Source organism: Acaryochloris marina S15, assembly GCF_018336915.1.
In the GTDB taxonomy this organism is placed as follows: domain Bacteria; phylum Cyanobacteriota; class Cyanobacteriia; order Thermosynechococcales; family Thermosynechococcaceae; genus Acaryochloris; species Acaryochloris marina_A.
The window spans coordinates 2672357-2692570 of sequence record NZ_CP064923.1 but is presented as its reverse complement, the minus strand read 5'-3'; the positions used below and the strand labels follow the sequence as shown (position 1 = coordinate 2692570).

Genomic DNA, 20214 nt, shown 5'->3' with positions numbered 1-20214 from the left:
TCAGACACTCGCTCCCACGAGTTCTTCGGCAGCTGCAGGTTGAACCTTCAGTCCATCATCACTTAACATGGCAGGTTGCTCTTTCAGGGAAACCATCTCACCCGCTCGCAAAACTACAGTCGTAGTACATTCGGGGCAGGCATAGACTTGGTGGGTAGACCCATGAGACGCTTCTGTTTGCTCCACCACCTCAGGATGACCCAGGTAAAAATCAATGGCCCGCTCAGCAATGGCTGACATGGGCTCTGCATCAACGGCACCTCGGATTTTGAGCTGACGATGAAGGTCGGGTGGCAGGTAAAGAGTAACCTTTTGTTTATCTTGCATATGACTTAGTGAATGGATACCCGGGTATAGGATACAGCTTAAAGATTAGACATATTGCTGTCAAGCTGTCAAACCGTTATGACGTCAATATCTTTACATTAGTACATAAAACTAACTATCACACTTGCATCTGAGTGACGGCAATATTTCCTTGAAAACAGATATCGACATCACTACCCGGCTCATGTTCGCGACCGTGATAATTACCGGAATAGACGAGTCCTGCTGCTTCCTGACGATAGGCAACCGGGAGGGGTTTTCGGGATAAGGGGCAATGAATAATCGCTGGATCGGCAGCCTCTGGGGAGAGATGGGGTAAGTTGACATTCCAAAATGCTTGGTTGGGGAGGGGCTGCTTGAGTAAGTACTCGATAACCTGCTGGGCCCAGCGAGTAGAACGAGACCAATCGATGGGGCGGTCCCGGCGATGATATTGGGAAATGGCAATCCCCGGAATTTCGTGTAAAGCAGCTTCACGCACGGCAGCAACGGTTCCTGATACATAGATGTCCGATCCTAAGTTGCCTCCCTCATTGATGCCGGACAGGACCCAGGTGAGGGTGGGGCAGAGATGCTGAAGCGCCACCCTCACACAATCCACAGGAGTACCTCCAATTCCGTAGCTGAGCAACAGCTTATTCCCCAGCGGTATCTTCCGCTTTTCGATGGCAATGGGGCCTGAGGTCGTCACTTGATGCCCACAACCTGAATGGTGGGTGAGGGGAGCGATGATTAAGAGGGGCTGATCGATGGCCTGTCCTAAGGCTGAGATTCCTGGGGCGTCAATGCCATCGTCGTTGGTAAGAATCCAAGTCATGCCAAAAGGCACATCATAGTATTTCGGCAGACGATATGGGAACGCTTGAAGCTATAGGTTGGCGTGATGGGTGGAGCAATTTCGGCCTGATTGTTTGGAATGGTATAAGGCTTGATCGGCCTCATCGATCAGTTCCTTGGCCGTTTTATAGGTGGATTCTTGAGTTGCGATCGCAGTCGCAATCCCCACACTGATCGTAACGTCTTGAATGGGCCAGCCATAGTTATCCACCGCCTGTCGTAACGACTCGGCCACTGTAAAAGACCCCTGCTGGTCACTGTCTGGCAAACACACCACAAATTCTTCCCCACCATAGCGACCGGCCAAGTCGCTTCGGCGTAAGTTGGTTTTGAGGATGCTGGCAATTAATACTAATGCCTGATCCCCCGCCGAATGACCGTAGGAATCATTAAAGGTTTTGAAGTAATCTACATCCAGCAACAGGATGGATAAGGGGCGTTGAGTGCGAGTGGCAAAAGACTGATATTGCTGGAGTTGGGTCAGAAACCCCCTTCGATTCATCAACTCCGTCAAGGAATCGGTATAGGCCAGTTCGGTGAGGCGAAAATTCTCTTGCAGAATGCCCTCTTGAAATCGTTTGAGGGCCTCACTCTCTCGGGCGATGCCCAAGATGGAGTTTGAGCTGGGGTCAAAGCTAAAGGACCAAGTTAAGTAGGTCTGATTACCATCTGCCTTGCAGTGCAGGGTTTCAAAGCTGGGGATGATCTGATTGATCGTAGATTGGAGGGTCTGCTGGGTTTGCTGTATCCATTCAACATGGACAAAATCAAGAAAAGACCGCCCTTGGACTCGACTGGCATCCCAGCCGAATAGCTGAGTAAATGATGCATTTACTCGGTGGATAGTGTAGTTGGGCTTCAATAGACAGATGATCTCTGGGCAAATATTGAAGAGTTGGTCCAGATTCGGTTCCAAGATAAGTCTCGACTGCAGAGGGACTTGTTGTTCGGTTAATAGGTGAATCTTGATATTCCTGAAAAAAACAGCTTAATTGACTAAATTGCGGAAAAATATAGTGCCAGTCGCTAATTTCATGAGCGACTGAAATGGCTTAAATAGTGAGATGTTGTGGGTTCTATTCTGTCTTAAGATACCCAAAAAGATTGGGCTTGATACGTGCAAACTTTCTATGTATTGAGAGTAAAATTGAACCGTTTGTGATTCTAGTTTTTTGATACATACGGTTTTAATAACCTAATGCTGTCCCTTCTCCTCGGGGATCAGCAGCGCCGAACAATTCATCTTGGGGCGTCACTTCAATTAAGTTGGCATTGCCCCATTGAGTTCTCCCTTGAATGTCATGTCCTCGCTGTTTCAGCTCTTCCACAGTTGTTTGAGGAAATTGCACCCATTCTTCCATGCGTAAGGGCAAAGGTCGCCATTGGTGATGAACTTTAGGGGCATGAATCGCCGTGGCTACATCCTGCTCAAAGACCAAAACATTCATGACTAACTGCAATACGGTGGTGATAATCGTGCTGCCCCCGGCGGCCCCAACCACCAGCCTTAATTTCCCTGCTTCCGTCACGATGGTCGGCGTCATGCTGGAGAGGGGTTTTTTGGTGGGTGCGATCGCATTTTGAGTATTGCCAACTAACCCAAAGGCATTGGGGACCCCCGGCGCGGTCGCAAAATCATCCATCTCATTATTTAGAATGATTCCTGTTCCTGGGACGACGACCCCGGCCCCAAATCCTAAATTGAGGGTAAACGTGAGGCTGACGGCATTGCGATCGCGATCCACTACATTTAAGTGACTGGTATCATTCGACTCTTTTTGCAGCCACTTCAACGTCTGGGAATTCATGGCCTTAACCTGCTCCGCCGGGCGAGCTTGATTAGGATTAATCTCCTGAAAGCGACGCTGGGCATATTGAGGGCTGATCAATTCCTGGACTGGAACCTCAACGAAATCAGTATCTCCTAGATATTCAGCGCGATCGGCATAGGCAATTTTCATGGCCTCTACTAAGGCATGTAAATAATCAGGATGATCTGCCTTTGTAGAAAATGGCTGCCCTAAAGTGAGTAGATTTAATATCTGGATTAGATGAACACCCCCCGAAGAAGGGGGAGGCATAGAGCAGACTTGCAGTTGTTGGAACTCGCCACATAAAGGCTCTCGCCAAGTAGGGGCATAGGTTTTTAAATCCCAGAGGGAGACGATGCCATCATTTTTCTGCATATCCTTGGCAATCGCTAGGGCGATAGAGCCAGAGTAAAAAGCCTGGGGATCCTGGGCGAGTCGTTTGAGGGTGTTAGCTAAGTCTGTTTGGATGAGGCGACTGCCAACGGCTAACGGTTGACCCTTGGGGAGAAAAATCTTCTGAGCAGCGGGGTTTGCTGCGAGAGCCTTTTGCCTGAGGAGGATGATACGGTGAGTGCGATCGCTCACCACAAATCCCTCTTCCGCCAATTTGATTGCAGGATTCAGCAACGTTTGCCAAGGCAATCGACCATATTTTTGGTGAATAGCTTGCAAACCTGCAATGGTGCCAGGAACGGCTACGGCTCGATGACCATCAATACTAGCTCGGGGAATCACCTGCCCCTCTGCATCAAGGTAGAGTCGAGAGTTTGCTTTCAGAGGTGCCCGCTCACGAAAATCTAGGGCAATCATCTGATTGGTTTCCCCGAGTCGCAAAAGTAAGAATCCCCCTCCTCCAATCCCTGCGGAGAAGGGTTCCGCCACTGATATAGCCATCGCTGTGGCCACGGCAGCATCTATAGCATTGCCACCTTGCTTGAGGATCTCTAAACCAACCCTTGTGGCGTCGGGATGGGCAGAGGTGATGAGGCCCGTTCGACCCTGAATAGAAGGTGGAGCTGCTAGACACGGGCTAACTAAGGTGCTAATGGCAAAACACATGCTAGAGCAAGTAGCCCAAAATTTTAATAGCACCATAGGGGTATATTGATGGCCGAACGAAGAGATTTTTAAAGCACAATCCAATTAGCCATTAGCTTATCGTGAAATAGGAATCGTTCACTCGACTTGAAAGCCGTTCATCTCAATGTCAAGGGATAGGCTTTGAGCTTTCTACTAGCTATTATTTATTGGCAACTAATATTCTGGATTCAATGCTGTCCCATATTGATTGCGAGTATGATAAAGAAGATCTCTGGCAGTGAATGATAACAATCATGGACTTGAGGTAATTATTCAATAAATTCAAGTCTTTTAAAGAAAAGCTAACCAATTCAAAATTAACTTTAAACGCATCAATCCAAATCTGCTGAGCACGCTTAGCGAATTCCATATTCTCCTCGAAAGGTGCTAATTCACTTGGGATATCACTTTTTAACAACTCAAGGGCTCTAACCAGCTCATTGAAGTCTACATTATTGAATATTTTCGCTTCCTTGAATTTTTTAGCACTAATAATTGAAATCTTAATTGCACGCAAAAATGCATTTTTATGGGTGCTTTCTATGCCGCAATACATCACCGTGTCGGTCGTTCTATTGCGATCTAATGCTAGGGTTAGTAGCCGTCTATTCGTAAGAGCACCTGTAAGCTCACGGGCTAAGTCATAGGTATAATAAAGTCTTTTTTTGAGGATAGCATCATCAGGGTTTGAGAAGCGGGTAATGGGATAGAGAGGATGTACCCCAGGGAAAAAAAGTCCAATTGCAGTAGCCCTTTTGGCTGCTGACTTAAAATCACCTTCTGTATCTTGAGTACTCAGATCTGCACATCGAAGTAACTTCTGGAGGGGTGGAGAACTGTCTAGATAGCTTCGAGCATGTCTGTCCATAATTTGTAAAATTTTATCTGCCTTACTCATACCTGATAACAACAAGAAAATTTCTTGCCAACGGTCATCCGTTAAATATTGTTCAATCAAGTCTTGTAAAAGAAAATCATCATTTTTGGACTGAGCAAAAATATACTGAGCAGCTAGAAATTCTTGTATGGTTAAGTGCGAAAATGAGTATACAGATTCGACCCGTTCAACCAATAGACCATGTTGTAATTCAATTGATTTCAAGACTTTCTTGCCATCAATTAAAGCAATATCAGGAAGCATTTCACTCAATAGTTCCTCGATTTGCTGGGTTAGCGTTCGTCTTGTGATAAATAATTCATCTCTCTGAAAAGCATCAAAAGCAATTTTTGACAGAATAATCTCTTTGCGTTTTGTTGCCAGTCCTTTATAAATACCTTCTCTCGGAACATCCTTTTCGGCATCCCATTCTTCTAAAAGCACCCATAGAGACTTTTCATACAAAGTGGCTCTGTGCTTCGGGAACTGTCCTTCCCTTTGGAAAACAAGGCAAAGCATGGTGAGAAGTAATGGCGTTCGAGTCAGCTCTTTTGCTGCCGTATTACTATCAGTATTGAGTTGCTCCCAACATTTTCGACCCTGTTGGGGTTGGTTATAAAACCATTTCTCTATAAACTGCCTGATCTGATGATCATCAAACTCGGCAATCACAACATCTGTGAAATTGCGGAGGTTGTATCTGTATGCTGCAGGTCTACAGGTAATGATGAACCGATTTTGGTGAAATCGATTGGCAAAGTCTTGGATTTTTGAAATCGCCTCGCTCATTTGCTCCATCGGCACTTCATCCAGCCCATCCAGCAATAGCAGCAAATTCCCTTGCACCAGAGCTTTCTCTAAAAAATGTTGCGGTTTAGAAAAACCACAAATTTTGAATTCTTCAATAATTGCTGATTCCAGATCAACTTCTGTAAAGCTAAATTTTTTTAGCTCAATAAAGATGGGAATGCAGTTATATTCATAGCCCTCTTGATATCTATTATGGAGGGTCTCTAGTCCTATTTTTCGTAAGAAGGTAGATTTGCCTGTGCCAGGACCACCTAATACCATCAAATATTGATATGCATTAGCTATCTCTATGCCAGATTGTCGTTTAGCTCGCTTTTCTTCTAGCAAGAAAACCTTGCGCTGACGGTAGTTTTCTTCGAGCCAATTGATGGACTCAGAGCTAAGGACAGAATCTTCATTCAGTAAGTGCATTGTGGTATAGAGTGAATCCAGCTGAGCTGGCCCTCTCATCCCCAATACTTTCAAAATGCCATGACGCTCAGAATACCGTCTCAAATATGCTTCCGTCGAGAAAGAGCATTGCTGATTGCTATGGGTATCAGATCTATGTTGCAGGGAAGCGTTTAGTGTTCTATTGTTTTCGGCAACACTATAAGACACATCGGGTAAAGAAGAAATCGGTTGGCTTGTGTTATAACCATAGTCAGTGACTTGTTTGGATTTAGAAGGCCTGAGACGCTCCCATTCGTCGTAAAACTTTTCTAAATTATCTGCAGTATGGTTCCGATCAAACCAGAGCTTAATTGTAAAATTCCATTTGTGCGATCCTCGGGGCTGAGAACGATTATCTACCAGGATATTTAAGAATTTTTCTAATAATTTGAGTGAAGTTTTAACGTGATTATTATCAAGCTGACCACTATAAGCATCCGATTGGGTCAGTGAAACTAAGGCATGAACAGTCGTCTCCACCACCAGTTGATAGTCTGTCTGCCAATTGACTCTGATTTTTGATCGTAGCTGCTCACTAATTTCGAATTCATCATTTGAATAGGCAAGTAGAACTTCCAGCAGACGCTTTGTCCTTCGTCTAGGGACTGGGCCATAGGTCAAATGATTTCTCCCATTTTCATGATCGAGAAATGGGCCAGAGTCATACATAGGCCGAGGTTGAATGCACTAAAAGATAGGTACGGTAGATGTAACTTGCTAAGTTAATCATAGATCTAGATGCGGTGGTTTCTGGCCATTACAACACTAATAAAGTTAATGGCAATTGATAGGTTAGAGAGCTACCTTTAACTCTAGAAGCTTCTGCTCATATAGCTTTTTGCGATTATAAAGGACTTGTTGCTTGCCGTTACTAGCATCAAGTTATCAGTTGTTATGTGAACTAGTCGTAACTTCATGATTTGGTCTGGAAATGGTTTTGTTGTTTTGAGGGCTTAGGACTCCTCAGGTGCTTAAAGTGTTTCAGCAATTTTTTTAAGATGGATTTTTATGGGTGATTAATTTGTAAAGAACTAATAGCTTTCGACTTTGCTATTCTCTAGACGACGCAAGACATATGAATATCACTGATCGAGATTCAAATCCAATTGACGTAGAAGTTCTGCCATTGTTATTGGAAGCTCGTCAATATCCTCCAGGTCACTATAAAAGAAAACAATGTTTATCAAAAATAATTAGGATTATCCAAAAATCGAAAAAGCTTTGGCATGAACATACTCCATATTATGAAGATGCCTTACAACTGACTTGGCTTTATTTTTGTCAGAATATATGTGAAGCAGGTACCGGAAAGCAGTTTGACCCAGAACGCAGCAGCATCATTACCTGGTTAAATCAGTATCTTAAATGGCGTTTACGAGACTTTCAGATCAACAAGGCTCAGCATCATACGAGATTTTGTTCTCCTGTCTCATCAACTGGAACTAATAAGGCTGGTGACACTATGGCAAATCTTGCTGCTCCTCCAGATATCCCTCCTATTTTGGAAGTGACCCGTCATTGGGTGGAAACAGATCCATCTGGAGAATTGCGTGAGCTACATATTCTCAATCGACCTGATGCCAATTGCCAAGTGTTGTTGTTGAAGCGCATCTTCTCTGATATGCAATGGGATCAAATTTCTCAGGAGTTTGATCTGCCTATCTCTACACTGAGTAGTTTTTTTCAAAGACGATGTATGCCAGTGGTCAAGAAATTTGGCGAGCAGCAAGGTTTTCTATAAAAAAGTTTACTAGCCGTACTTTAGCGAATATCTTTGGGTTTACGAACAACCCATTCTGTATCCGAGTACTGGTAATTTAATCCAACTCAAGTTGAATTATTTGGTCAATCGTGATCCCAGCTCGACCGTGGCGAGTATTATGACGGCCTTTCAAACCATGGGCCTGATGGTGGAGTTTAATTTCATCTTTGCGGGCATCTAGGACCCGCTGAATCACGCCTTGGTAAGACTTGGTCAATCGTTTGAGGATAGATGAGCTAATCATCCATTTTTCATCAAAGGTTCGAGTGGAAACATTGTTGTAGTCCATGATCGCGTTAATGGCCTGGATGATTTTGGCTTCTGCAGCGGCAGACGTATTACCTGAACGTCTGCCGCTCTTTTGGGGAGAAGAAGGTTCTGGATCTGGCGTTGTTGTTGAAGATTTTGTAGATTTAGCCTGCTGAGATGAGGCATGGCCATTCTTGTGGGCCATTTTATTCTGCGCAGTGTCTAGTTCTGGAGTGGGTTGAGGAGCTACCGAATCTCCCTGCATCACTTGTACTAGCTGTGTCAGTACCGTGGCTAACGTATCTAATTTTTGATCGGTTGTGGATGGTGAGTCGGCTTGACTGGGTGCTGAATCAATTTTAGGTGTAATGTCCGATTTAATAGGTGTAACTTGTTGAGGCGTATCAGATGCGGGAGCTTCCAATTCATGATCCAGATCGTCTAGAAATAACAGAGCATAATGGGTGCGCTGCTCATAGTTGACCCCCTCTTTGGTATAGCTGGTTCGTTCTGCTGTCTTTCCATCAATTAGGGGGAGCTGCCCCGAGCGTATTGCTTCTGCGATCGCTCGTTTATACAGGGGCAAATAATCCTCTGGATAGTAGTCCTGCTCCAGGTCAGAAATTTCTTGCTGGCACAGGTTTCGGATAGCCTCTGGGTCTCTGAGGGGCTGTAGTGGCTCAATAAACAGGTGGGCTAGCTGGTCTAAATCATCTGGGGTCTCACTCATAGGAGTCCCGTCTTTTAGGGATTGTTCTAGCCATTCCAGCAGCACAGACATCTTTTCTTGTTGAGTGCCACGAGGCTCAAACTGGTCGAGCACCTGGAGCCACCGATCCCGTTCATCTTGGTAAAGTCTTAGGGTGGAAATTTCTCGCTTAGGGCGCTGGTGTTGACGTTTAACAGGTCGGATCATTGGTTGTTCTTCCCATTCAGTGAGGGGTTCTGGTTCAATTTGAGGGGCGGCACTTTGGAACACTTGCAGGACCTGCACCCCTGGATCTCGTAGTCGGATACCTTGACGACCATCTATATTGCCCTGGCCGTCACCAATTTTGTAGTCATTGTAGTGGCGAGTGGAGGCAAGGGATCGGCGGAGCGTCGTATCCTGCTCCTTCTGGATCAAAAAATGGCCTTGAATCGCAGCCATATATTCAACATCCGCCACAGTGGGGGGAGCGTACCAATGGGTAGAGATCCGAGCATAGATCGTTCGAAATAGGTGGGTATACAGATTGCCCCGTCCGGCTCGTTGGGGAATCAGTTCGGCAAAATACCGATCGCAGGCTTTGGCTACGGGGGGACTGTACTTGCGATTAATGGTTTCTAGATCCAATCCCACGGTATTGACTCGTTGCCGGAGAAGCTCTAGGGCTGCGATCGCATGTTTAGCAGAAGCAAGGGTAGGAATTTCAAAACGTAGCTCCATGGACTCTTTTCGACGTTTCAGTGCTCCAGTAAACCAAACGCTATAGGGGGAGCAAAAGATAAATTCAGCGGTTTGTAATAGCTCCGTACAGCGACGTCCGGTTACTACGGCTAGCCCAGCGGCGACTTCTGACCAATCCTGACTATCTAGCAGCATCTTGGCGCGATCGACAATGGCATCGGGCTGTTCAATCAGCCCCTGCTGTTCGTTGCGAGCTGCCACCGTATCATTAATCGATAAATTGATTTGAATCCACTCATCCCGTGAGAAATTCATGGTCTCTACGACCACATGCTCTTCACCGAGTTGCTGCTTGAGTGCCTGCCGCACCTCCGTCATCAAATTGCGCTGCTGTTTCAGCTCTTTTAGGCCATGGTCATGCCACTGTTGCTTCATCCAAGTCGACCATTGTTCTGCGATCTGGCGATCTTGAGGAGTATTTCCTAAAGAAGCTACCGCAGGCAAAAATGGGTGATCATATAATTTTTTAAGCCAGCGGCGCATAGTATTGCAAGTACCAGATTGCGATGATTATTACACACCTATTGGTCGATTTCCCATTAGGTATAAAACTTTTGCAAAGCGAGTGATAGTAGTGCTTTCCTCAATACCCAGACGTGAAGGTTTAAGGCTACCCTCACAACTTCCTCATGATTGCAACCTAAAGTAAGCACATAACAGCATCATTCTTTCCAGCAATAATTTCCACAAAGCTTATGACTGACTGTCCATGCTGCTCGAATACATTGCTACGACAAATCCACTTTGATAGAGTTAGCTGGTTCTGTCCCCATTGTTGGATAGAAGTCCCTTCTACAAAATCAGATCAATATCTGACTCAAAAAAAGCGTTCAAAACATCAAATTATTCATTGGCCTTTGACTTTGTCAAAGTTCTATTTACGCAGATCTAAGAGATTAAGTTTTACCCGTTAAGTCTATCCTCAATTTTTGAGTCCCTAGATAGAAAATAGAGACTTCTATAGAAAATCATCAGTGGCCGATTAGCTCTTGCCTCAATGGGGTTAATCGGCCAGCTACCGATTAGATTTGGGCGAGATTTTCTGTTCATGGCTTCAAGGAGATTGTCCCCAGAACTTAGAGCAATAAGGGATGCCATTGCGTAGGTAGGACTCTATTGACAGGTCATGCCAAATAAGAACTCCAACCTTTAATCACCTCTGGTGATCCGTACCATTGATAGTCTGTATTTCTAGGAACAGCTTGGGTTGGATGCGGCGAATGCCACACCTGATCGATGGTTAGATTGAGGGCACCCGATAGATGGGCAGACATGATTGGAGTGACCCCATCGCCCCAGCATTCACCTTCACCACAAGTGACCTTATAACTGCTATAGGTAAACCACTGCCCCAATCGCCAACTACGCTGGCCATAAAGGGCTTTACCCGCAACGCATACGTATTGCACTTCAGGATGAAAAGCACCAGGGTAGTTATCATTCACGAAATTGAGGTTGCGTTGGGTCCATGATTCTTGGCTGGTGTGTGGGGTTCCCAGACTAATCAGGGTATGCACTTTAGGCTGAGCTTGCCAAACTTGATCACAATAAGGTTCTGCCCCCATATAGATCCGAGAGATCCACCCCCCTGCTGAATGGCCGACGATATTGACTTGAGGGGCTTGGGTGCGTCCAAGAACTTCATGAACAGTACGATCTAGCTGTTCCAAAATAGGTGAGATGGGACGTCCACCCAGGGTGGGAAACCAGTCTTTACGCTGTAGGGGAACAATAGTCGTGTCTGTGCCTAAAACCTTGAGTTGCTGTTGGAGATCTAGATAGTCTGTTGCCGAAGCCAGATACCCCGGCAGGATGACGGTGGGTCGCATTTATGAACGTTTTCTTCGAGGAGTTTGCAGCCACATAGTGATGCCGGTGACTGCCAGCATCAGCAGGGCAAAGGTATTGATAAAAGGATAAATGACTTCTAGCTTGAGGGGGCCAAAGTTTCCTTTATGGATATCGAGTAGCCAAAAGAAATCACTATTGGCTTTATTCAGATTGGCGACTTGATAAAGAGAGCCACTTAGAGAGGTAAGGATAAGGGGCAGGAACCATATGGGTGCAATTCGAGCATGAAGTCGTCGTATTTGGGCTTTATTTATAGCCATTGGGGCATTCAAGTTGAGTGTACTCATTTATTGTGACACTCACTGTCTAAGGTGGGGATCGATTCTCCCCCTTAGTCCCCAGTCAGTTACTGAAGATGGCCAGACGGGCAGGAAGCCCCGATGCCCTCAGAATTAGATATTGCGAATGCTCAAAGCCCTCCTGAATCGAGCCTGTGACTCTGGGACATCTTGAAAGACTTATTAGCCCAGGGCAATCGTCTGAACTTTTACATAACCTTCAAAAGGTTTACGCTTGTTAAGCTAACTTCTCGTTACTTAATTTAAATTAGAAGATTTTCTCTGGAAACAAGTTGAGACATCGTCGTATTCTCTCTCAACTCACTGTGTACCCATTGTTACGACTATTCCATTGGGTGGGGAAGGACTCACCCATCCTATCCATTTAGGCAGATAAATCTAGACAACAGCAGGTTCCTCTATCTGCGTCTACCTATTAAATAGTGACGGTAGAGATTTAATAAGCTATCTTGGATGAGCTAAATACAATTGTTCATTGTTTTGAGTTGTCGCGGGGAAATGCAACTAATCGCCATTGATCTCTATCTTTAGCTATTTGCCGTAGCTAAGTTCAAGAGAGGCGCAGGTTGCTGTCACTCAAAATAAACATCAACTGATACATAGGTCATTCTCCGATTGTTTTTTCAATTTGGAATGAGGATTGACTGGAATTTCCATGTCTTCTCAAGTTTGAATGTTGACCTAATGGTGTGGGGGGAACTTTACCGCATCGTAGGAGAAGCTACATGGATTGTAGGGTCAATTTGACCAATCGAGATATCAATAACATTATTGCTGTGCTGTATTTGCAAACTTATTTAGAAGATGAAGATGCCCTGGCCTTGATTGACAAACTTAATGATGAACTAGATGCCTGTATTACTGAACAGAGTGGAAGCAGGGTCGAACACTCACCCGAGTACGTTCAAGCGAGACAACAGCTGACACGGCAGCTTTATTTTCAGCATCGTCACCCTGAATCGGATGCTTAATGTCAATTTCCGGTGCAAGATAGAGAGCATGACTTCAATGGCTGATGCATGCTTGGTAAATTTATTGTTTTTGAAGGTGGCGAAGGGGCGGGGAAAACCACTCAGCTCAACTTGGTAAATGAGTGGTTGTCATGGAGCGGCTGGACCAACCGGATTAAGGCGCATATTCAGGGTGATTACTCCCCCGTTCTGACGACCCGAGAACCGGGGGGAACGATTTTAGGGAAAGGAATCCGCAAGTTGTTGTTGGATGTGACGGCGACCGGGAATGAGGCCATTGATGAAAGGGCTGAGTTATTGCTGTTTGCCGCGGATCGAGCTCAACATGTGTCAAGTTGTCTGCTGCCACATTTACAACATGGGTCTTTGGTATTGTGCGATCGCTATACGGATTCCACCATTGCCTATCAGGGATATGGTCGGGCATTAGACCTAACATTAATTCACCAGCTCAATCAAATTGCCACCCAAGACTTGGAGAGTGACCTCACCTTTTGGTTAGATATAGATGCCGAATCTGGGCTGGCCCGAACCCATAACCGGGAACAAGATCCAGAGATTGAAACGGATCGAATGGAGGCTACTGAGATTGCCTTCCACCAAAGACTGCGGCAGGGGTTTACCGACTTAGCCTGCCAACATCCAGAGCGGATTGTTCGAATTGAAGCTCAGCAGCCCAATACTGTGGTGGCCCAGCAGATTCAAGAGAGTTTCGAGCCATACCTCCAAAAATGGTATCCCTAATGTTTACAGGGATTATTGGCCAGTCGGCGGCGATTGAATATTTGAGTCGGGCAATCTCAACCCAGCGAGTCGCCCCTGCTTATTTGTTTGCTGGACCGGAAGGGATTGGACGGAGCCTCGTTGCCGAACAGTTTCTAAGTCTGCTTTTAGATCCGGAACAAACGGATCGGCGCAGTCTCAAAAATCATCCTGATAGCCTGTGGATTGCTCCCACCTATAAACATAAGAATAAATTGCTGACGGTGGCTCAAATGCAGGAACAAGACATTTCTCTGCCTAGAAGTCACCCACAAATTCGCTTGGCCCAAATTCGAGATATGACTCAGTTTCTGAGCCAATCCCCGTTGGAGGCATCCCGATTGGCCGTAGTGCTTGAAGGGGCGGAAACTATGAATGAGGCCGCTGCTAATGCTCTGCTGAAAAGCTTAGAAGAGCCTGGCAATGCCACGTTAGTTTTATTGGCACCTAATATTGACGCTTTGATACCGACGTTGGTATCGCGTTGTCAGCGCATCCCATTTTGCCGCCTGAATCCAGAGCAAATGGCACAGGTGTTGAAACAGGCTGGATATACGGAAGTTTTGGATCATCCTCAATTGATCGAGATGGCCCAGGGAAGTCCTGGGGGTGCGATCTCACATTGGCATCAGCAAGACTCGATTTCACCAGATCTCTTGCAGGCAGATTTGGAGACTCTCAACACGCCTCTAGCCTGTCTGGGGCTAGCTCAAAAAATTGATCAAGCTTTGGACCTCCCTTCTCAACTGTGGCTCCTAGACTACTATCAACAGGTATACTGGCGCACCTATGGTAATTCGGCCTTGGTCCATCAGTTTGAGAAAGCGAAGGAACAGCTACGTCACTATGCCCAACCCCGCTTAGTCTGGGAAGTAACCTTGTTAGCTTTAGCAGAACAATAGAATTTACAAACCAAAGGGTAACGAACTCCCGGACCAGTGAGGGATAAGCATTAAACTTTAGCCTTGCTCAACATAGACGTCACCTCGAAGAAGTTGCTGGGACGTTGACTCCCCCAGTTGGGTCAGCTTTCGGTTCTGTAACCAGCTCAAACCTGCGACCAAACCCACGTGGATGCCAAATATCGGCAGTGCACTGAAGGCTGGAATTTTTTCGATTCCAGCTATGGCAAAAGGGGTGAACAAAATCAAACTCTCCCACGCTTGTCCAGGATTAATTCCCAACATAGCGAGTACAAAAGTTGGAAGAATAGTGGGTCCCAACAACGTTGCCATTACCCACAAGTTGCGATTGGAGATGGGCCGCAACAACATCACCTGATTGAATAGAGTGAAAATCAATATCAAGGTGGAATTGAACAAGAGTGCAGCAATGCCGACTCTAGAGTCATTTTCGGGTAAAAATAACATCCAAAGTAGGATCGGAAGACCTGCAATGCCTAGATTGATGGCGATTGCAATCCAAGTTGGACTATTATCGGCCCAAACTAAATCATGGAAGCGTTGTGTCTTGCCCTTCGTGGATGGATAATTTCTTCGAAACCGAGCCCAATCTTCTAGATTCTGATGGTGAGGGAGTAACAATACAACCATCAACAGAAACCATAAAAAATGAGTGAGGATAACGGCTGTCATCATATTCGATGGAGAGTTGTTTCCAGAATTGAATGAAAATCCCAACAAGCAGACAAAGAAGCAGGCAGTTGCCCAATAGCTTTGCTTTTTGCTGAGGAGGGAAATCGTGGGGTTGTTAAAGCGGCGTTGTAGAGGTCGCCATAACCACCAAGTCCATAGACCGAAATGGGCCAATACAAATAACCCTACCCCCACGACACTTCTGCCGATGGGCACTAAAAACCATTGCCAGTCCGCTAACCGATGGGAATATAAAGGGAGGTTCACACCCGTCAGAGTAGGCATTATATCCCGATAAATAAGGGGGAAAATCACTGAAGGCGATAGAGTATATAGCCAGTCAATAGAACTGTATGTTAGAGAGGTTTGTTTAAGAGACAGCAGGAGTAAAACAATACCTGCACTCCATAACCAAGCTTGAAAGCCGTTCAGCCAGTTGCTGGCAAGCCCCATTAATAAAGCCAGGCTGTAGTAGAAACAACAGCTAGCCAATAGAAGAACATCAAAGCCTAATATTCTGATGGCCGGAATTTCAGCAGCTAACCCTGTCATATAGTGAAGTGGCAGTGCGAAGAGGACAGCCAAGTAAATCAAGAAAGGAGCACCGAGCATTTTTCCCAGCAAGATGGTGCGGGCTGTTTGGGGGCTGAGGCTAATAAATGTCAGGGTTCCGTGGCGATCTTCCCTTGATAGATCACTGATCAGTAAAAAAGTGCCACCCACAATCAGGCCAAACATCAGAAAAATGCAGCTCCAGGAAAAGACTCGTAACCACCATCCTTGCCAATTCACTAACAGAAATTGTTCTGGGCTGACTTGGAAACAGTCCACGCCTATTTTCCGATATTCAGCGGTTTCACAGTTCCCCCACCGATAATCTAAAGTCCGATATTGCCAGAATAGAAACAGTCCTTGAGCGACCAAAGACAAAAATACCGTCAACAACACACTGCGTAATTTTAAGCGACCTTGGATCTCCCGCATCAGTTGCGGATTCCAGTCACCCAGGGTTTCTATTCCTCTATTCACGAGGGAAGATTGAGCCTTGCCCATTTATGACACCTGCTTATGGTCTAGTTTTTCGAGAAAGATGGTTTCTAAATCTTCTTGAATGCACTGAAAGTTATAGATGGGAAGATCGGCTTCCAGGAGCGATCGCAATAATGCAGCGGCATCCGCTTGATTCCCTTGGAATTGAGCTTTGATCTGTTGGGTTGTTGGATCTACCTGCCAACTCTCTATATGAGGGCATTGCCCCAACAGTTGTTCCACGGGCTGCCAATCTCCCAGGGTGGCAATCTGAATTTGCTGCTGGCCTAACGTTTCGTAGAGCTGCTGAAGCGAGGTCTTCTCCACCAAATAGCCCAGTTCCATAATCCCAACAGAGGTACAGAGCTCTGCTAAATCGCTGAGGATATGGGAGGAAATAATGATGGTCATGCCTGCTTCTCGCAGTACATTGATCAATTCCCGAAACTGAACTCTAGCGAGGGGATCTAAACCAGAGACGGGTTCGTCTAGCAGCAGCAAAACAGGTTCGTGGATAATCGTACGAGCTAGGCCCAAACGCTGCTTCATTCCCCGCGATAAACTGGCGACGGAACTCCGACGCTTGTGGGTCAATTGCACCAGCTCCAACACGTCAAACAAACGTTGGCGACGGCGAGGCTGGCGTAACTCATATAGATGAGCAAAGTAATGGAGATATTCCCATACCGTCAGATCTTCATAGAGGGGAAAATCATCGGGTAAATAACCGATTAGGCGTTTGAGATGGGCGTTGGTTTGATTACGTTCTAATAACTGTCCCCGAATATAGATATCGCCAAGGGTGGGCTGTTCCGCCGTTGCCAACATCCGAATTAGGGTCGTCTTGCCAGCACCATTGGGACCAATGAGTCCAAATACTTCCCCTGAGCCAATTTCTAAATCTAGGTCATTGACTGCAACGTGGCGACCAAATCGCTTCGTCAATCCCTGGGTGCGTACTGCTATATCAGAGGACATATTGATCTCAAACCATTCCGTAGGGTGATCTTAATCATCCTGGGTAGAATTATTTGTGATCCAAGTACATCAGCAGTGTGAGGGTGATCCCAATAAGCCCATTTCAGGAGCTAAGGAGGAGCGAAACAGATGGAGGTGCCCCCTCTCTGCCTGAAGCTTTGATAAGTATGCACCAAAAAATGAGTTTTAAGTCACTCAATCATCGACTACCAATCTTCATCAGAGCCTGGGTATTGTTTGGGTGGTTCCCCATGCACCTCCAAAATTTCACCCACAGGTGCTTTTTTCTTTTTCTTTTTGGTGCGGGTACTCTGAATTTGATCGGGGTTTGGCTCAATCGTTTCCAGTTGAACCTGAAACGTCCAACAATCCCCAAAATCAAAAAGATACTCCATTATGCTGCCTTCTGAAAGGGGCAGGCTACCAATTTTGACTGCATCCGTATGAAGAGGTTCTTCATCTGAGAAGAATCCGCCTTTAGCAAAGGGATGCAGTACTTCTACTTTTCGCCCCATTTCATTGGTATAGGTAAAGGAATCCAGATGATCGGAATCAAACTCCACCGAAGACAGGATATAAGCACTGAGATCTTCTAAAGTAGCGTCTCCAGAGATGGCGATCCGTCGCCATATTTTGCCTAAACTAACTTTAAAGATATGGCGATCGGGTCGGAAGTCTGAACTAGGCAAGACCAGCGTTTTCTGCCATTTTGGGAAATAGGGCTGTAATGCGTCTTGTAATTCACCATAGGGGACAGATGGATCCACCCCAGAAGGCCAAGTCATATTGTTTTCTAGAAAGGCATTTTTGACCAAATTTAAGACTGGCGTTCCCAAGGATAATGCTTCAATACTTTTAATCCGCCATCCCTTCCCAGCATCAGGTTTGCCTGTCGTGATATTGACTAGGCCGAACATCTCCATTAGCGCTAAATTGTGGATTCCAGGATAGAAGCTAAAAGAATCCTGAGCCGTTCTTTTCTGGTTATAGGTATGCTTTTTCTTCTCAACAATCTTGTGCCAGCTTTGTATGCAGCGATTCCCCTCGGTGAGATATCCCATTCGGTCTTCACCTAACATTTCTCCATGGCCACGGATTAACCAAGCTTCGAGAAGCGTACAGTAGCGTTCTGTTGGATTGAATTGTTGCCAGAGGTCATAAACTGGCGGATTCAGAACCAGAAATTGTTTTTTCCCTTTCGCCACTATTTTGACGATACCCGTTGCTCTCAGCAGCAAATACAGCCCATGAATCGGAGGATAAGATTTTTGAGCCGGACGTTTCAGATCAATGTCTATGGGAGTGCTCAACTGCTGATTCAGTTCAGCTAGGTCTTTCATGGAAATTTGCTGTCTTTTGCCACTGACAATCCGCCCTTCTGGGCCAATGAACTCTAGTAGAGTCTGGAAGTCTTTGAGGAGGGGGCCAGGTTGAGTTTCACTAATGGTGAGTGCTTCAAGTAGCGTAATATCTTGTTCTGACAAGGAGAAGTCTTCATCTAGGGGCGAGCCCATCAAATCAGTTCTGAGGGATCGGAGAAAATCTCCAGGTCCTTGCTTGGCGGTTGGGGCATTGGCATCTAGCAGATCTGCCATCTGATCGGCCGCATCCATGATTTTGCCAAGCAGCTCTGCAGGATTAACCTGCTCTCCCTCTTCCGGTAGTTCAACCCCCATTAAGTCTAGAAACTGCTTCACATCTGGCGGAGGAGCTGTCATGGGGACAGTCGGTTCAGCAGGAATGAGGGGGTTATTTTGAGGATCCGCTTTAATTCGCTGATTGTATTCAGCTTGGAAGGCCTCGACATCTGATTGGCTCGACATGTCAAAGCCTGCCTCCATCCCCTGCATCATAAAGTTTTTGGCAATGCCGCCTCGGGTTGAGTCAAACATCCAGTCTTGGAACTTGTCTTGGATCGAGGTGAGGTATTTTGCGATCGCACCTGCACTACGGAATTTATACTCCTGCTTTAAAAACGTCCAAAAGGCCACTAGCTCTGGAATCGCATCCTCTGCTTCGCTGCGGTCTAGTAGGGTAAGCTTGCGGGGAAGAATATTCGCCATGACAAGCTGGGCATCCCCTTTGCTCATCTTTGCTAAGGTAAATTCGCCGTAGGTAAAGGCCATTTCTATAAAAGTGCCGATCCAAAAGCCTCCAGTTGGATAGGCTTGGGTATGGGCCTTTCCTACTTCTGATTCGATGAATTCACGAATCACACCGTTAATGTAGTCGTCTAATAATGGTTCAGCCTCGTCATAATCCAGGCCGTCGAGCTGGCGAATATCAAAAGTCACGATCCAGATCCTCAGAGCAGATATCTATGAGGGTACCTACTGGTTCGTTTCTCTTCAAGATGTTGGGATTATTTCTGGTTATCCCTCCCTCTGATGCAGTTGATCAACCTGGCTATGGTTCTATCGTTTGGACGAATGGGGGCATTACTGAAGTAGTTGTTTTGCTTGTATGGCATGAGCTGTGATTGCTAGCCCTAACCCAGCTGATAAACAATCATAATTTCTTTGGCATCAGCAATACATGATGTGCTGAAAATGCCATGAATATAGAGAAATTGCCGTGATCTCAGTCTATCGAGCGGTGTGATTGAAGCGCTGTCTTATTTAAAAGCGATGCACTATGGTTTGAGGTATGTTGCGTATCTTTCTAGATGTGAACTGACAAGACTTAAAGACAGTAATCTAGAACACATTTTTTTGCCAGCGGGGGTTTTCAGGATGTTTAGCCAATTGCATTCTCTAGAGGTTGACCAGCCACATCGATCTTCTCATGTGCCACCTTATCCAAAGGATTCAACGGCAGTTTCTGCTCCAATTCTGGACCGTAATACGGGTTGGCGAGGAGTTTGGCAACAAGCCTCTCAAGGTCTAGCGCAACGCTCACAACTTAGCATTGAGAAAAAAAGTAATCTTAAGGGAGAAACCTGGTGGCAGGTTAGCGATCCGTGTTCAGGCAAGGCATTTTATGCTCAAACTTTGAATGAAGCGATTCATTGGATCGAAGTCCAACGACTTGGGTAATAACCTTCACACGATAGGGATTTACCACATTTTTTCTTAACAATAGGCTTAAATCCTTA

The 20214-nt window shown here is 45.7% G+C and carries 17 protein-coding genes; 6 read left to right on the top strand and 11 right to left on the bottom strand.

All coding sequences use genetic code 11. From position 1 onward, the window contains the following. The 5 genes from I1H34_RS12810 to I1H34_RS12790 all read right to left on the bottom strand — a co-directional run bounded on the left by I1H34_RS12810 (position 1) and on the right by I1H34_RS12790 (position 6843). Positions 1-327 carry a slr0373 family blue light stress response protein gene (locus I1H34_RS12810; RefSeq protein WP_212665951.1) on the bottom strand — a complete coding sequence of 109 codons (327 nt, stop codon included), beginning with the start codon at positions 325-327 and terminating at the stop codon, positions 1-3. Positions 328-445: 118 nt separating this feature from the next. After that, complete coding sequence (gene surE / locus I1H34_RS12805; protein WP_212665950.1) at positions 446-1144, bottom strand: 5'/3'-nucleotidase SurE; 699 nt, start codon at positions 1142-1144, stop codon at positions 446-448. Positions 1145-1195: 51 nt separating this feature from the next. Further along, a complete protein-coding gene (locus I1H34_RS12800; protein WP_212665949.1) occupies positions 1196-2080 on the bottom strand; it encodes a sensor domain-containing diguanylate cyclase in 885 nt (294 codons plus the stop codon). A gap of 271 nt (positions 2081-2351) precedes the next feature. After that, complete coding sequence (gene ggt / locus I1H34_RS12795) at positions 2352-4070, bottom strand: gamma-glutamyltransferase (RefSeq protein ID WP_212665947.1); 1719 nt, start codon at positions 4068-4070, stop codon at positions 2352-2354. 145 nt (positions 4071-4215) lie between these two features. Continuing rightward, positions 4216-6843, bottom strand: coding sequence for an NACHT domain-containing protein (locus tag I1H34_RS12790; RefSeq protein ID WP_212665946.1), 2628 nt, complete (start codon positions 6841-6843; stop codon positions 4216-4218). Between the two features lie 406 nt (positions 6844-7249). Between I1H34_RS12790 and I1H34_RS12785 the strand changes: the two genes are divergently transcribed. Further along, entirely contained in the window at positions 7250-7915 is a 666-nt protein-coding gene (locus I1H34_RS12785) for a sigma-70 family RNA polymerase sigma factor (RefSeq protein ID WP_212665945.1), read from the top strand. Between the two features lie 76 nt (positions 7916-7991). On the opposite strand, the gene I1H34_RS12780 is transcribed toward I1H34_RS12785, so the two are convergent. From I1H34_RS12780 to I1H34_RS12770, 3 genes are all read right to left on the bottom strand, one after another. Next, positions 7992-10079: a protelomerase family protein gene (locus I1H34_RS12780; protein ID WP_249370071.1), complete on the bottom strand. Its 2088-nt coding sequence runs from the start codon at positions 10077-10079 to the stop codon at positions 7992-7994. 680 nt (positions 10080-10759) lie between these two features. Further along, on the bottom strand, positions 10760-11464 hold the full coding sequence (locus tag I1H34_RS12775; protein ID WP_212665943.1) for an esterase/lipase family protein: 705 nt from the start codon (positions 11462-11464) through the stop codon (positions 10760-10762). Then, the gene (locus I1H34_RS12770; RefSeq protein ID WP_212666247.1) at positions 11465-11746 is read right to left on the bottom strand and encodes a PepSY domain-containing protein; all 282 of its coding nucleotides are present in this window, start codon (positions 11744-11746) and stop codon (positions 11465-11467) included. It lies immediately after the preceding gene. Positions 11747-12510: 764 nt separating this feature from the next. On the opposite strand from I1H34_RS12770, the gene I1H34_RS12765 reads away from it, so the two are divergent. Genes I1H34_RS12765 through I1H34_RS12755 form a run of 3 tightly spaced genes read left to right on the top strand, consistent with a single transcriptional unit; the run spans position 12511 to position 14420 of the window. Further along, positions 12511-12756, top strand: a complete 246-nt coding sequence (locus I1H34_RS12765) for a hypothetical protein (protein WP_212665942.1) — start codon at positions 12511-12513, stop codon at positions 12754-12756. Between the two features lie 48 nt (positions 12757-12804). Beyond that, positions 12805-13500, top strand: coding sequence for a dTMP kinase (gene tmk / locus I1H34_RS12760; protein ID WP_212665941.1), 696 nt, complete (start codon positions 12805-12807; stop codon positions 13498-13500). Continuing rightward, complete coding sequence (locus I1H34_RS12755) at positions 13488-14420, top strand: DNA polymerase III subunit delta' (protein WP_249370067.1); 933 nt, start codon at positions 13488-13490, stop codon at positions 14418-14420. Before tmk ends, I1H34_RS12755 begins: the two co-directional genes overlap by 13 nt. Before the next feature lie 57 nt (positions 14421-14477). On the opposite strand, the gene I1H34_RS12750 is transcribed toward I1H34_RS12755, so the two are convergent. The 3 genes from I1H34_RS12750 to I1H34_RS12740 all read right to left on the bottom strand — a co-directional run bounded on the left by I1H34_RS12750 (position 14478) and on the right by I1H34_RS12740 (position 19414). Next, positions 14478-16166, bottom strand: coding sequence for a hypothetical protein (locus tag I1H34_RS12750; RefSeq protein ID WP_212665940.1), 1689 nt, complete (start codon positions 16164-16166; stop codon positions 14478-14480). Further along, a complete protein-coding gene (locus tag I1H34_RS12745) occupies positions 16167-17120 on the bottom strand; it encodes an ABC transporter ATP-binding protein (RefSeq protein ID WP_212665938.1) in 954 nt (317 codons plus the stop codon). Between the two features lie 206 nt (positions 17121-17326). After that, positions 17327-19414, bottom strand: coding sequence for an IS1096 element passenger TnpR family protein (locus tag I1H34_RS12740; RefSeq protein ID WP_212665937.1), 2088 nt, complete (start codon positions 19412-19414; stop codon positions 17327-17329). A gap of 26 nt (positions 19415-19440) precedes the next feature. Between I1H34_RS12740 and I1H34_RS12735 the strand changes: the two genes are divergently transcribed. Beyond that, entirely contained in the window at positions 19441-19599 is a 159-nt protein-coding gene (locus I1H34_RS12735) for a hypothetical protein (RefSeq protein WP_212665936.1), read from the top strand. 253 nt (positions 19600-19852) lie between these two features. Beyond that, positions 19853-20155 (top strand): hypothetical protein, encoded by a 303-nt coding sequence (locus I1H34_RS12730; protein WP_212665934.1) that lies wholly within the window; start codon positions 19853-19855, stop codon positions 20153-20155. The last annotated feature ends 59 nt before the right edge of the window (positions 20156-20214 follow it).